This is a genomic window from Aequorivita aurantiaca (genome assembly GCF_030410135.1).
Taxonomy (GTDB): domain Bacteria; phylum Bacteroidota; class Bacteroidia; order Flavobacteriales; family Flavobacteriaceae; genus Aequorivita; species Aequorivita aurantiaca.
The window spans coordinates 68,699-83,802 of the sequence record NZ_JAUGQQ010000003.1 but is presented as its reverse complement, the minus strand read 5'-3'; the positions used below and the strand labels follow the sequence as shown (position 1 = coordinate 83,802).

The window sequence follows — 15,104 nt, the reverse complement described above, 5'->3', positions numbered from 1 at the left end:
GGGTATCGCTGAAATAGACTACCTCCCAAAGCAAAATCATTCAATTTTCAATATTAAACAATGATCGAAAATTCTAACAACCAAGTTGCCGAGGAACTTTCCCTGAGGGAAGTGATTGAACAATATTCGCGGTACTGGTATTTCTTCGTAATAGGAGCAGCTGTTGCACTTTTTGTAGCTTTTCTTTATTTGCGCTATACACCCCAACTTTACCAAAGTCAGGCAACCATAATAATAAAGGATGAAAAGAGCCAGAGCCCTTTGGAAATGGCGGCATTTTCCCAATTTGGAAGTTTTCTCTCCCGGTTTAAGAACAATCAGATTGAAAATGAATTGGCAATATTTAATTCAAAAAGAATAATTTCGGAAGCCGTCAAGAATCTTCAGCTTAATATAAAGTATGAAGTTATGGGAAATATTAAAACCTCCGAAATGTATGGCTATAAGCCGTTTGAGGTACAGTATCAATCATTTGTGGAAAGCGATTCACGGGAACCCATCCCCACTTTATATATTGAAATGATCTCCGATTCCCAATTTGTTTTGGAAGATGAAACCCGCAGCAATAAAACCACGCACAAATTTGGGGAGCGTATTCCGCTTTTCTTCGGCGAAATAACCGTGCTGCCAAACTTGGATGCTCGAGAAAAGTTTGAGGCATATTTAAACCGAACTATTTTAGTAAGCTATAGCTCCGTGGAAAGGGTGGCGTTGGATTTCCAATCCCGTGTGAATATTCTTAACACAGATGCAAAGAGCAATGTTGTGGAGTTATCCATCCAAACCCAAAACAAGGCAAAAGGACAGGATTTCTTAAATGAACTAATTCAGCAATATAATAAGGATGCCGTGCAGGACCGAAATGAAATTGCACGAAAAACTTCCGAATTTATTGAATCACGGTTGCAGATCATTACCCGCGAACTGGATTCCGTAGAAACAAATAAGGAAGATTTTAAAAGCACCAACCGCTTGACCGATATTCAGGCCGAGGCACAGATAACGCTGGAGAATGCAAGCGAATTCAACAAACGGCAGTTGGATGTGGCCACCCAACTGGAGCTAAGCAACACGATGATCGATTATATGAAAACTAGCTCTGCCAACGAATTGCTGCCGGCCAACATTGGTATTTCCAATGAGAACGTGGGCACTGCGGTGAACAATTATAATGAGCTTATTTTATATCGAAATAAATTATTGCAGACTTCCACCCCAAAAAACCCGGTGGTCCAAAGTGTGAACGAACAAATTTCACAAATGCGCAACAATATTTTGGGCAGTTTGGAAAATTCAAAAAATGCGCTCAAAATAGCAATGAAGGATTTAAACGTTCAAGAAAATATTATAAGCTCAAAAATATCACAGGTACCCGCAAAGGAAAAGATTTTTAGGGGTATTGAACGCCAACAGACCATAAAGGAGCAACTGTATCTTTTTTTGTTGCAACAGCGTGAGGAAGCATCCATTGCCTTGGCTGCCACCTCCGATAGAGCTAAAATTGTGGATAGCGCCTATGGTTCCGACCAACCCGTTTCGCCAAAAAAACCACTTATTTATTTGGGTGCCTTGCTTGCTGGCTTGCTAATTCCTTTTGGCGGAATTTATAGTTTCTATTTGCTCAGTACAAAAGTGAAAAGTAGAAAAGATGTTGAGAAACAATTAAAATCCATCCCGATTATTGGGGAAATTCCAAAGGTCCAAAAAGGAGATTCGGATCTTATTCAGCATAACGACCGTAGCATCATGGCCGAGGCATATAGGATCTTGAGAACCAATCTGCAATATCTCTTTATAAACAAGCTAGAGGAAAGTGAAAAGGGCAAAACCATTATTGTCACTTCCACCATTAAAGGGGAAGGAAAGACATTTGTTGCGTTCAACTTGGCGCTCACTTTGGCCATTACGGGCAAAAAGGTTGTCTTGGTGGGAGCCGACATTCGAAATCCCCAATTGCAACGGTATTTGCCGGAGCATTTAAAGGCGAATAAAGGCCTAACGGAATTTATCGTTTACGAAAATTTGGAAGTAAGCGAAGTAATTACAAAAAGTGAATACAATGAAAATTTGAGCATCGTTCTTTCCGGTGCCATCCCGCCCAATCCCGCGGAATTGTTAATGCAGAAGCGAACGGCACATTTCATTGAGGCGCTACAAAAGGAATTTGATTACGTAATTATGGACACCGCTCCGGCAATGTTGGTTACAGACACCATTATTATCAATAAACTCGCAGACATCACCCTATATGTGGTACGTGCCGGATATACTGACAAGCGACTGCTGGAGTTTCCACAGGATGCCATCAATGATGGGCGTTTGGCAAATGTTGCGGTTATTCTCAATAATGTGGATATCCAAAATTTTGGTTACGGAAATAAATACGGTTATGCCTATTCCCGCGAAGAAAGGTCACTGCTACAGCGAATTTTCAATAGATAGAAATAGTTATATGAAGTTGCTGAAGTTCTTCTTCCTTTTATGCCCTTTCTTTATTTTCTCACAGGAATTTAAAATTGCCGGTAGTGCGGAAGCAAAGGCAATTCTTGCTACAGAGAATGAGAATCCGTTTTGGTTCCATACCAATACCAATTTCGCGGTGGGCGAGCTTACAAACTTTTCTGCCACGGGGGAATTAAGGGCAAGTTTATTATTTCCTTCTTTTTTAATAAATGGCGGGGCTGCCGTCTTTGGCAGGGATGGCGTGAAGGATGCGGTACAACGCCGTGATTTATATCTTCAATTTGAAAATTCTTGGCTCTTTGCCACTGTTGGCGCAAAGAAACAGTTCGAGGTTTTCAACGGCCTCTCGGCCACCAACCAAGATTTTTTATGGTCCGGAAATGCGCGTCCACTTCCTGGAATTCTATTGGAGGCAAACAATCCTTTTAAGATTTCGAAAACATTTGCTGTTGATTGGGGAATGGCGCATTATGAACTGAACGATGATCGATATGTGGATGGTACCCACGTCCATTACAAAAGATTGTCGCTAATAACTTCATTCAATGAGAATAACACCCTTACCGCAAAGGTCCAACATTATGTGCAATGGGGAGGTACATCACCGGAATGGGGCAAATTGAAAAGTGGATTCAAGGATTTTGTAAATGTTTTTTTTGCCCACACTACTGAGGAATATGGAATAGAAGGGGAAACCTTAAACAAATTGGGCAACCATTTGGGGAGTGTTTTATTGGATTATAATCACGCGAATAAACTTGGCTCGTTCTCAATTTACCACGACCATTATATTGAGGATGGCTCCGGCACACGTTTGGCAAATTTTCCGGACGGTCTTTGGGGAATATATTTTGAACCCGCGAACAATCGATTTTTTACCGCAATTCTTTACGAATATATAGATACTATGGACCAAAGCGGAATTTCCGTGGGGAGTGGAAAGGATAATTATTTCAGCAATTCAATTTATAGAAGCGGGTGGAGTTACGAAAAAAATATAATGGGCGTGCCATTTATTTTATACGACAAATCCGCACAGATATCTGAAGGTGTTTCACCCATTATCAGTAATCGGGTTAAAGTGCACCATTTTGGATTAATGGGTCATTTTGATGCGTTCCAATGGAAATTGAAAAGCAGCTTAGCCAAATATACCGGAACCTATCGTACTCCCTTATATCCCGAGTGGAAATATTGGTATAATTACGGTTCCCTGTCCTACAAAAATGAAAAGCTTGGTACGTTCACTATAATGGGAGGGGCAGATTTTTCAAATAAGGCAAAGACTCTCGTTGGTGGTGGAGTTGAATATTCCTATTCTTTTTAATTTCATACAAGGCTTTCTAGATTTTAAACGTTAGGACTTTCTTTAATTTTTCAAAATGAAAAGTAAAAGATTTGTTTATCCTAAATTAAGAGGTTAATTTTGTACTATAATTAATCCTAAATATCACAATCATGAATAAATTGATTCTAGTATTCGCAGCAGCAGTTGCTATTAGTTGTGGCGATAACAAAAAGGAGGAAAAACCTGCAATGCAAATTGGCACTCAAGTGGAAGAAGCGGCTCCGGCCCAAAGTTCTGACAGCCAAGTTGCCGAAATTACCATTACAGGAAATGACCAAATGAAATTCGACAAAAGCGAAATTCGTGTAAAGGCTGGCCAAAAAGTGAGGCTAACCCTTAAGCATGTCGGCAAAATGGACAAAACGGTAATGGGCCATAATTGGGCGTTGCTAACCAAGGATGCTGATATGGCGGCTGTTGGACAGGCTTCGGCGGTTGCGTCTGAAACTGATTATATTCCTACGGACATGCAAGATAAGTTTATAGCCTACACCAAAATGTTGGGCGGCGGCGAAACGGATACCATTGAATTTGATGCTCCGGAACCCGGAACTTATACTTTCATGTGTACCTTCCCCGGCCATTATGCACTGATGAACGGAAAGTTTATTGTAGAATAAATTCCGAAAAACATATAAATGAAGATGCCGCTTTAGAGCGGCATTTTTTATTTCTTCTTTTTAGTGAATAGAAAACCTAGCGGGAGTGCTAGAAATAGAAATAGATATTTCCCGGTTACCAGCCCTATAATTGTAATAATTGCCGCGCCGATCATCAAATAAATGGATGTATTTTTCTTCATATTATTTCGGCAACAATTTTGTAATTAGCAATGTGTAATTAATAATAAGGAATAATAATAAAACCACTAGCCCTTAAACTTCATCGGCGCCGTAAACAAGTTCGATAAAATCAATTTTTGGGATGTCTCCAAAATATTCCTTCACTTCAATATCCTTTAAAAGATCCGAAATATCTTCTTTTTCATATCGAGCGCCTTCCAATAATTTTTCCAGATTTTCCACCGGCTCCTTTCCAAAGAAATCCCCAAATATTTTAAATTCCTTTATATGTCCCTTTTCAACATAAATGCGCAAATCAATTTCGCCAATGGAAAAACGTTTGTTGCGTTGAATATTAAATTTGGGCGAACGGCCGTAGTTCCAGTCCCAAGTATCGTATTTTTCTTCTTTTAGTTCGTGGACGGCTTTCCATTCCTCCGGCGTTAACCGGTAACTTTCAAATGGCTCGCTTTCCTCATATAGGCCTTCCAACAAGAGATTTCGAAATTCCTGAATGCTTAAAGGTTTATGAAGAAATTCTGAAATGTTCGCAACACGGCTTCGCACGGATTTATGGCCTTTCGATTCAATTTTGCTCATTTTTACATTTAGGGCATTTACCACTTCTCCTAGATCCGTATCCAGCAAGAGCGTGCCGTGGCTCACCATCCTTTTGCCCGTAGAAAATTGCGCCGTTCCCGAAATCTTTTTCTCATCCACTTGAATGTCATTTCGGCCTTTCAGGGCTGCACTCAAACCGAGATTGTTCAAAACCTTTATTACCGGGGCAGTAAACTTGGCAAAGTTGTTCAAACTTTTAATATCGTGATTGGTTATGAAACTGAAATTAAGGTTGCCGAAATCGTGATAAACCGCACCACCGCCAGAAATACGGCGTACCACGTGAATGTTTTTCTCCGAAACATAATCGTGGTTTATTTCCTCCAAAGTATTTTGGTTTCGACCAATAATTATGGATGGCTCATTGATATAGAACAACAAATAATCGTTCGCCGCACTGAAATTTCGCAGCGCATATTCTTCCAAAGCCAAGTTTAACCGGGGATTGGTATTTCCTTCGTTTTCAATAAAAATCATCTTTTCCCAATTTTTCACAAAGATAATAATTGAGTTTGTATAATAATCGGGATGGAAGTTCCCAATCAATTTCAAAAAAATTAATTTGATTTTTTGGATTATCTGCAAGCTGGATATGAAATATAAATCTTCAATTTTAAATTAACACTTATCTTTACGACCGTATGAGCAGATTGGTACAAATAGCCGTTTTACCCCACCAACAGGAGGATTCTGACTATATTTTAGAACTCACTTTGGAAAAAGAAAAACTCCGACGGGAGGCAATTACTGATTGGCGTATTCGAAAGCGCTCCATTGATGCACGCCGAAGTCCGATAAAAATAAACCTACAAATTGAATTATGGCAAAAGGGCGAAAAAAAGGAAAGCATTCCGCCATTTGTTCCCCAAAATGTTTCCGAAGCAGAACCGATAGCCATAATTGGGGCGGGTCCGGCGGGCCTTTATGCTGCTTTAAGAGCCATTGAGGCTGGATTGAAGCCGATTGTTTTTGAGCGAGGCAAAGATGTTCGGGAAAGACGGCGGGATTTGGCGGCAATCAATAAGGACCAAACGGTAAATCCCGAAAGCAACTACTGTTTTGGTGAAGGTGGTGCAGGAACGTATTCAGACGGTAAACTTTATACCCGAAGCAAAAAGCGGGGCAATGTTTTGAAAGCGTTGGAATGGTTTGTGCATTTTGGCGCAAATGAATCAATCTTAGTCGATGCGCACCCTCATATTGGCACGAACAAACTACCCAAAATAATTACCACAATTCGGGAGGCGATTATTGAAAATGGGGGAGAAGTTCATTTCAATTCAAAGTTAACGGATATTCAATTAAAGGAAAATGCCGTTGAGAAAATTCAGATCAATAATCAAGATTGGTTCCGGTTTTCGAATGTAATTCTTGCCACGGGCCATTCCGCACGCGATATTTTTTATCTGCTTCACAAAAAGAATATTAAAATTGAAGCAAAACCATTTGCGATTGGAGTTCGCGTAGAGCACCAACAGGAATTGATTGACAACATCCAATACCACGGCCAAACCGACAATCCCTATCTTCCCCCGGCAAGTTATTCTTTAGTGGAACAAGTGGACGGTTTGGGGGTTTATTCCTTTTGTATGTGTCCCGGTGGGATTATTGCACCCTGCGCCACCGAACAAAACGAAGTGGTAACAAATGGTTGGAGCCCTAGCAAACGCAATAATCCATATGCCAACAGCGGAATTGTGGTTAGTGTTGCGCCCGAAGATTTGCCAAATTATAAAAAGGATGATCCCTTTGTGTGTTTGGATTTTCAAAAATATGTGGAGCAACGTTGCTGGGAAGCGGGAGGGAAGACACAAAAGGTACCTGCACAGCGGATGATAGATTTCGTGGATGGAAAGGTTTCGGTAGATTTCCCGAAAACTTCCTATCAACCAGGAATTGTTTCCGCAGATTTGAACGAAGTGCTGCCTTCCTTAATTTCCGATAGATTGAAAAAAGCATTTGTGGTATTCGGAAAAAAAATGAAGGGATATTATACCAATCAAGCGGTGCTGCACGCGCCGGAAAGCCGTACTTCTTCACCTATCAGCATTCCCAGAAATCCGGAAACATTAGAACATATTGAGGTGACGGGACTATACCCTTGCGGGGAAGGTGCGGGTTACGCCGGCGGTATAATTTCCGCGGCCATTGATGGCATTAATTGTGTGGACGCCATTTTTAATAAAATTTCAAATTCAAGCAAGTAACATTTATTGGAATTGAAACTCGATTCCTTCAAAAATTCCCTGTTTTACATCTAATTTTTAGGTAAACTTTAATATCACAAACCGTTGTTGGCTGGCTAAATAGATTATTTTTGCCGCTATAATAGCACCTTATTTTGATCCTCGATATAATTATTGCCATGCTTTGGAGCATCTCTCCTTTTGGGGAAGCAAAAGTGGGTATTCCTTATGCCCTGCTGAATGGTGTTAATATTTATCTTGCCTTTATTTTCTGTTTTATTGCCAATGTGCTGGCATTTCCGATAATGTCCTTTTTTCTGGATGTAATTAACAGGTTTTTCTTTCGATGGTTTTATTATAAAAAGGCCGCCATTTTTATTGCTAGAAGGGCCAAAACGGGAGCAGGGGGCAATGTTAAGAAATATGGATTCTGGGGATTGATGTTTTTTGTGCTACTTCCATTGCCCGGAACCGGCGTTTATGCAGGAACAATAGCTGCCTATCTGTTTCGCTTTGAGAAAAAACAGGCCTTTTTGGCGAATACCGTTGGTATTTTCTTTTCTTGCTTAATAGTCTGGGTAGCCACTCTTTTGACTATGGAAGGATTTAATTAAGAATTTGGGTTTTTAAAGGATATGTGTTTCGCAAGAAGGTAGGTTTATAAACTTGCCACTTTATTCAGCTCCAATCGAAAAGTTTTTTTTATAGCTAAATAAAAAAAGACCGCCCATTGGGCAGTCTTAAATTTTAAAATTATTAGGGCAATTTTATTTTATATCCAGCAATTCCAATTCAAAAGTCAAATCCTGACCCGCTAAAGGATGGTTGGCATCCACAATAATAAAATCCTCTTTAACGTCGGCTACGCGCAATTGGCGCTCGCTTCCATCCGGATTTTTTGACACAAGGCCCATTCCAATTTCGGGCTTTATTTCTGGGGGAAGGTTTTCACTGGGTATTTTTTGAAATAACGCTTTTTGAACCTCGCCGTAAGCTTCCTCTTTAGGAATGGTGATGGTTTTCTTTTCGTTCACCTGCATATTAACCAAACCTTTTTCAAAACCTGGAATTAAACGTCCCTCGCCCAATTTCACCTCCAACGGTTCGCGTTTTACTGAACTGTCGAATACCTGTCCGTTGTTCAATTTTCCCGTGTAATGAATTTTTACGGTTTCATTTCCTGTTACTTGACTCATAATGTTTGTTTTTTATTTATGAATAAGTGGGCAAAACTATAGGTTTGGTTTTCCAATTCCACAGATATTCAAAGCTATCCGGAGAATTTAAGGAAATCTTAACGTATTGGTAGTGACGATCGAATTATGAAAGTTATACCAAAAAAAAATGCCTTTGGAATTGATCCAAAGGCAGATTTAATTATTGATTTTACGTATTACGTATTCGTCTTTGCAGAATCGTTCACAGTATCCGTACGGCGCTGCATCATATCTTCCTGTTGACGCATCATTTTATCGTGCTCGTCTTGAATTGTATTGTTTTCAGTTTCAATTTTGTCCAGATTATCTCTCATTTCTTTAATCTGAGCTTCAATTTCGGCTTCGGTTTTAGTATCAAAACCATCCTTAATTGTTTGATGACTAGTTAACAGTTCCTCGTGGCTGTTCAACATTGCCTCATGTTTTTGAAGAATCACTTCGTTGGCCGCGAGAATTTCGAGTTGTGAGGAATCTTTCATTTCGGCCGCCATTAATTGCTCTGACATTTGTTTGTTTTGGCTCATCATTTGGTCGTGCATGGCTTGTGCTTCACTGTGCATGGCCATAATACTGTCATTTTCCTCCATCAGTTTATCATACTGTTGGGAAAGGTCCTTTTTACGGTCCTCACAACTAGAAAAGGCGAGGGCTGAAAGGGTAAGAATCAAAAATAGTTTTTTCATTTTATTGTTTTTTTGGTTTTAGGAAATTAAATTACAAAAGTATTTCAACAATCATCAAAAATTTAGGAATAAATTTAGAAAATGAATTATTTCCCGATGCAATATGTGAAGTAATCTTGATATTCAGGCAATTACCGATGAGTAGAAACTAATTAGCAACAAAAAAAGTTGATTTATAGCTAATTAAGGGCTAAAGATAAGAAAGATGGGAGAGTTATTAACTGCCGTAAGATTCACAAATATCCGATTAAGGAAAAAAGGAAGTATTAAATTTTTTGATTACATTTGCATTTAATGAAAAAAGGATTCCATAAAATAGTATCCGTATTGATGGCGTTTGTGGTGATGTTCACTACGATGTCCTTTACCGTGGATATGCATTATTGCGGGGAATCTATGGTTGATTTCAGCTTGTTCGCAAAAGCGGAAAGTTGCGGAATGGAAAAAGACCAACCGGTTGAAAGTTGTGAGAATCCTTCTATGACGGATAAATCGTGCTGTAGCGACCAACAAATTGTAAAAGAAGGCTCAGACGACCTTAAAACCGCATTCCATCAACTTAATTTAGAGCAACAGACTTTTGTTGCCACATTTTTCTACACCTATATAAACCTTTTTGAGGGACTTGATGAAAACATAGTTCCTTTCAAGCACTACTCGCCACCGTTTATTGAGCGGGATATCCAAAAACTTCACGAGACTTATTTAATTTGATATTAAACAGTTCCGATCAATGAATCGGAAAGATTTGCCCAATGGTTACGGCCATTTTGGGCTCATCTTGTTGTATTTAATATTCTGACTATCAGGATTTTATTCAATGTATAACTGTTTAACAATCAATACCAATGCTGAATAAAAGCATAAAATTTTTAATAGAAAATAAGTTAGTTGCTGTTTTACTGCTTGCGCTTTTCGTAGGATGGGGCATCGTAAACGCACCGTTCAATTGGGATTTCCCCTTTCTTCCCAACGATCCCGTGGCTGTGGATGCCATTCCGGATATTGGTGAAAACCAACAAATCGTCTTTACCAATTGGCAAGGGCGTTCGCCACAGAATATCGAGGACCAGATTACTTATCCACTCACCACGTCGCTACTGGGGATACCCGGGGTCAAAACCATTAGAAGTTCGTCGATGTTCGGGTTTTCGAGCATTTATGTCATTTTTGAAGAGGATGTTGAATTCTACTGGAGTCGCAGCAGAATCCTGGAAAAGCTAAATTCCTTACCGGCAGGTCTACTGCCCGAGGGTGTAAACCCAACCTTGGGACCCGATGCCACAGGATTGGGGCAGATTTTCTGGTACACTTTGGAAGGCCGTGACAAGGACGGTAACGTGACGGGCGGATGGGATTTGCACGAACTGCGGAGCATACAGGATTACTATGTAAAATATGCCCTGGCCTCAGCAAGCGGTGTTTCGGAAGTGGCATCCATTGGCGGTTATGTACAGGAATATCAGGTGGATGTAAATCCCGAATTGATGCGCCAATACAACATTGGTCTGACGGATATTGTAAAAGCAGTAAAAGAGAGCAATCAGGATATCGGTGCCCAGACCCTGGAAATGAATCAAGCGGAATATCTTGTGCGCGGACTGGGCTACGTAAAATCCATTGAGGACATTGAGAATGCGGTGGTAACTTCAGAAGATTTCACTTCTATCCGGATTAAGGATGTGGGGAAAGTTCATTTAGGGCCGGCGCCCCGCAGGGGCATTTTGGACAAGGAGGGTGCCGAAGTCGTCGGCGGTGTGGTGGTTGCGCGTTACGGTGCCAATCCTTTGGAAGTTATCAACAATGTCAAAGAACAGATTGCTGAACTCTCGGCAGGCCTGCCATCAAAGGAATTGGCAGATGGTCGTACGTCACAGCTTACCATCGTTCCGTTTTACGACCGTACCGAGCTGATTCAGGAAACCTTGGGTACGCTCAATGAAGCCCTGACCCTGGAAATTTTAATAACTATTCTGGTCATTATCATTATGGTGTTCAACCTTCGGGCGTCCCTATTGATTTCGGGACTTTTACCCGTCGCGGTTTTGATGGTCTTTATTTCGATGAAGCTATTCAATGTAGATGCCAATATCGTCGCCCTGTCGGGTATCGCGATTGCCATTGGAACAATGGTGGATGTTGGGGTTATTCTTTCAGAAAATATCATCAGGCACCTAGATATGGAGAATTCCGATGCCGACGGAAATAAACTGCCCATCAATACCGTAGTCTATAACGCTACCGCAGAAGTATCTGGTGCCATCCTTACCGCCGTTCTTACGACCATCATTAGTTTCCTTCCGGTGTTTACGATGGTGGGCGCAGAAGGAAAGCTGTTCCGTCCATTGGCGTTTACAAAAACAATGGCGCTCACCGCATCCATTATAGTAGCACTCTTTCTTATTCCCCCGTTCGCAGCATTTCTCTTCCGAAAGAAAAACTTGAAAAGCTCATTGCGATATGTACTTAATATTTCTTTGATTATAGCGGGAATATTTGCTTTGATTTACGGCTATTGGCTTGGTTTGATACTGATTGCCTTTGGTACATCCGGTATTGCCAGCCTGCAGGGCAAACTTTCCGAAAAGAGGGCCAATCTTATCAATATCATCATTTCCTCCGTGGCCATCATCTTGCTCTTGGCCGAATATTGGCGCCCCCTTGGTTTTGATAGAAGCATCATAATGAACCTGATTTTTGTGAGCATCATCTGCTTTGGCCTATTGGGAACTTTCTGGGTATTTCGCCATTACTATACCCGCATCCTGAGATGGGCCTTGCGCAACAAGTTCCTGTTTTTGTCCGTGCCCACCGTTATTGTAATTTTAGGAGTGCTGATAATGCAAAACACAGGAAAGGAATTTATGCCCTCGCTCAATGAAGGGTCTTTTCTCCTGATGCCCACTTCATTGCCACACGCAGGGGTAGAAGAAAATAAACGGGTATTGCAGCAATTGGATATGGCCGTAGCCACCATTCCGGAGATTGAAACCGTGGTGGGTAAAGCAGGCAGAACAGAATCTGCCCTTGACCCTGCCCCACTTTCAATGTATGAAAATATCATTCAGTACAAATCGGAATATATGCTCAACGCTAATGGAAATCGACAACGTTATAAAATCAATCCCGATGGGCTTTTCGTACTGAAGAATGGACGTTTTGTGGTAAATCCAAACAATGAGGTCAAGAATGACGTGAATTATGAGGCATCCCAATTGCAAACCATCGCCACAAGAGAGGAACTCGTTCCTGATGAAGAGGGCGAGTACTATCGAAATTGGCGACCGGAAATCAATAATCCCGATGATATTTGGAATGAAATCGTTCGGGTCACCAAATTGCCCGGCATTACTTCGGCACCCAAACTGCAGCCCATTGAAACCCGATTGGTGATGCTCCAAACGGGAATGCGTGCGCCAATGGGTATTAAAGTAAAGGGGCAGGATTTACGGCAAATTGAAGCTTTTGGACTCGAACTGGAAACCATTTTAAAAAAGGCTGAAGGTGTAAAGGAATCGGCAGTGTTCGCGGACCGAATTGTGGGAAAACCCTATCTGCTCATAGACATAAAGAGGGAGCAGCTTGCCCGCTATGGGGTGTCCATTATGGACGTACAGGAAATATTGCAGGTGGCCGTTGGCGGAATGCCTTTGACCCAGACCGTAGAAGGCAGGGAACGCTATTCGGTAAGGGTGCGATATCCCCGGGAACTTCGCGAAAGCCCCGCCGACCTTAAAAATATTTATGTCCCTGTGGAAAAAGGAAGACCAGTCCCCCTTGGCGAACTCGTGGAGATTAGGTATGAGCAGGGACCGCAGGTCATTAAAAGTGAAGACACCTTTTTGGTGGGCTATGTACTCTTTGATAAGCTGGACGGATTTGCCGAAGTGGATGTGGTGGAAAACGCGCAGGCACTCATCCAGGACAAAATTAACGCCGGCGAGCTGACGGTGCCAAAAGGTATCAGTTATGCGTTTACGGGAACCTATGAAAATCAGCTTCGCGCAGAAAAAACATTGGCTGTGGTGGTACCTTTGGCCCTTCTCATCATCTTCCTCATTCTTTATTTCCAATTCCGTTCGGTCTCCACCTCCTTAATGGTATTTACGGGTATTGCCGTAGCCTTTGCTGGCGGATTCCTAATGATTTGGTTCTATGGCCAGGATTGGTTTCTCAACTTCAATGTCTTTGGCGAAAACCTAAGGGATTTGTTCCAGATGCATCCCATAAATTTAAGTGTAGCCGTATGGGTGGGCTTTATCGCCTTGTTCGGTATTGCTACCGATGACGGGGTGGTAATGGCGACCTACCTAACCCAGACTTTTGACCGGAACAGTCCCAACAATAAGAACGAAATTCGGGATTCCATTGTGGAAGCTGGTGAAAAACGTATTCGCCCCTGCTTAATGACAACGGCCACAACCATATTGGCCTTGTTGCCGATACTGACTTCCACCGGAAGGGGAAGCGATATTATGATACCGATGGCCATACCCAGCTTCGGCGGAATGCTCATTGCCCTCATTACCCTGTTCGTAGTGCCGGTATTGTTCAGTATGAAAAAGGAATTTCAACTTAAAAGAGCTCGAAAATGAAAAATACAATCCTATTAATAGGTTTCCTATTCATTTCCGCATTTGCGAATGCCCAGGATTTACAAGACCTTATTCAGGAAGCATTTACCAATAGTCCAGAAATTCAAAAGTTTGATGTGCAATATAAAATTGCTTCCGAAAAAGTAAATGAAGCCAATTCTTTGCCGAATACCGATTTCAATTTTGGGTATATGGCAGTAGCTCCCGAAATGGAAATGCCGATGGAACGGTTTAGGGCGTCTGTAATGCAGATGTTGCCCTGGTTTGGAACTATATCCGCAAGGGAAAATTATGCCGAATCAATGGCCGAAGCCCAATATGTGGAAGTGGTCATCGCAAAGCGAAAACTCGCACTTACCATTTCCCAGCTCTATTATCAGCTTTACGAAATCAGGGCCAAACAGGACGTACTTGATGAAAATATTGCCCTTTTGCAAACTTATGAACGTTTGGCACTGAATTCTTTGGAAGTAGGCAAGGCATCGGCAGTAGATGTTTTGCGGTTGCAGATTAGACAGAATGAGTTAAGACAGCAAAAGAAAGTATTGATTCAGGTAAACAAGGGCATTCAGGCTGCTGTCAATAGTTTGATGAACCGCCCATATGATAAAGAGGTGGTTGTGGTTGCGTCTTTGGAAATTTCTGAAGAGGAGAACCTTTATAATTATAAAAGCTTGGATGTAAATCCCGAGCTGCTCAAATACGATAAACTGTATCAATCTGTGGAACAGGCAGAGGTATTGAATCAGAAAGAAAGTGCACCAATGCTTGGGTTTGGAGTGGAATATATCAATCAGGAAAACAGCCCGATGATAACCAGTCCTTTTAAAGATATGGTGATGCCGATGGTTTCCCTGTCCATTCCCATCTTCAACAATAGATATAGGTCCCAAACCCGGCAAAACGAATTGCGGAAACAGGAAATTCAATTTCAGAAAGAAGAACGCTTAAATGTTTTAAAAGCCGAATTGTCCAAGGCAATATCGCAACAGAATCAGGCGCGCATACAATTCGCTACTCAAAAGCAGAACCTGAAACAAGCTGAAGATGCCGAAGAAATTTTAATCAAAAATTACGAAACGGGAACCATTGATTTTAAAGATGTACTGGATATTCAGGAATTGCAATTGAAATTCCAAACGGCGCAAATCGAAAGCATAAAACTGTATTATGTGCAAGCGGCTGTTATCAATTATTTAACGAATTAAA

General features: G+C 41.3%; 11 protein-coding genes. 8 read left to right on the top strand and 3 right to left on the bottom strand.

From position 1 onward, the window contains the following. The first annotated feature begins 60 nt into the window (after positions 1-60). The 3 genes from QRD02_RS06120 to azu all read left to right on the top strand — a co-directional run bounded on the left by QRD02_RS06120 (position 61) and on the right by azu (position 4,431). Positions 61-2,442, top strand: a complete 2,382-nt coding sequence (locus QRD02_RS06120) for a GumC family protein (RefSeq protein ID WP_290254047.1) — start codon at positions 61-63, stop codon at positions 2,440-2,442. Beyond that, positions 2,348-3,790, top strand: coding sequence for a capsule assembly Wzi family protein (locus QRD02_RS06115; protein ID WP_290254046.1), 1,443 nt, complete (start codon positions 2,348-2,350; stop codon positions 3,788-3,790). Before QRD02_RS06120 ends, QRD02_RS06115 begins: the two co-directional genes overlap by 95 nt. Positions 3,791-3,921: 131 nt before the next feature. Next, positions 3,922-4,431, top strand: a complete 510-nt coding sequence (azu, locus tag QRD02_RS06110) for an azurin (protein WP_290254045.1) — start codon at positions 3,922-3,924, stop codon at positions 4,429-4,431. A gap of 255 nt (positions 4,432-4,686) precedes the next feature. Here azu and lplA read toward each other — a convergent pair whose 3' ends face one another. Then, entirely contained in the window at positions 4,687-5,691 is a 1,005-nt protein-coding gene (lplA, locus tag QRD02_RS06105; RefSeq protein ID WP_290254044.1) for a lipoate--protein ligase, read from the bottom strand. Positions 5,692-5,855: 164 nt separating this feature from the next. Between lplA and QRD02_RS06100 the strand changes: the two genes are divergently transcribed. Both QRD02_RS06100 and QRD02_RS06095 read left to right on the top strand, forming a co-directional pair. Then, positions 5,856-7,421, top strand: a complete 1,566-nt coding sequence (locus tag QRD02_RS06100; protein ID WP_290254043.1) for an NAD(P)/FAD-dependent oxidoreductase — start codon at positions 5,856-5,858, stop codon at positions 7,419-7,421. A 134-nt stretch (positions 7,422-7,555) separates the two neighbouring features. Continuing rightward, the gene (locus QRD02_RS06095; protein WP_290254042.1) at positions 7,556-8,014 is read left to right on the top strand and encodes a COG2426 family protein; all 459 of its coding nucleotides are present in this window, start codon (positions 7,556-7,558) and stop codon (positions 8,012-8,014) included. A gap of 153 nt (positions 8,015-8,167) precedes the next feature. On the opposite strand, the gene QRD02_RS06090 is transcribed toward QRD02_RS06095, so the two are convergent. Further along, a complete protein-coding gene (locus QRD02_RS06090) occupies positions 8,168-8,596 on the bottom strand; it encodes an FKBP-type peptidyl-prolyl cis-trans isomerase (RefSeq protein WP_290254041.1) in 429 nt (142 codons plus the stop codon). Between the two features lie 197 nt (positions 8,597-8,793). Then, a complete protein-coding gene (locus QRD02_RS06085) occupies positions 8,794-9,300 on the bottom strand; it encodes a hypothetical protein (protein ID WP_290254040.1) in 507 nt (168 codons plus the stop codon). Positions 9,301-9,594: 294 nt separating this feature from the next. On the opposite strand from QRD02_RS06085, the gene QRD02_RS06080 reads away from it, so the two are divergent. The 3 genes from QRD02_RS06080 (at position 9,595) to QRD02_RS06070 (ending at position 15,103) form a co-directional block, all read left to right on the top strand. Next, the gene (locus tag QRD02_RS06080; protein ID WP_290254039.1) at positions 9,595-10,014 is read left to right on the top strand and encodes an HYC_CC_PP family protein; all 420 of its coding nucleotides are present in this window, start codon (positions 9,595-9,597) and stop codon (positions 10,012-10,014) included. Between the two features lie 134 nt (positions 10,015-10,148). Beyond that, positions 10,149-13,895 carry an efflux RND transporter permease subunit gene (locus tag QRD02_RS06075; RefSeq protein ID WP_290254038.1) on the top strand — a complete coding sequence of 1,249 codons (3,747 nt, stop codon included), beginning with the start codon at positions 10,149-10,151 and terminating at the stop codon, positions 13,893-13,895. Then, entirely contained in the window at positions 13,892-15,103 is a 1,212-nt protein-coding gene (locus tag QRD02_RS06070) for a TolC family protein (RefSeq protein WP_290254037.1), read from the top strand. Before QRD02_RS06075 ends, QRD02_RS06070 begins: the two co-directional genes overlap by 4 nt. Position 15,104: the final 1 nt, after the last annotated feature.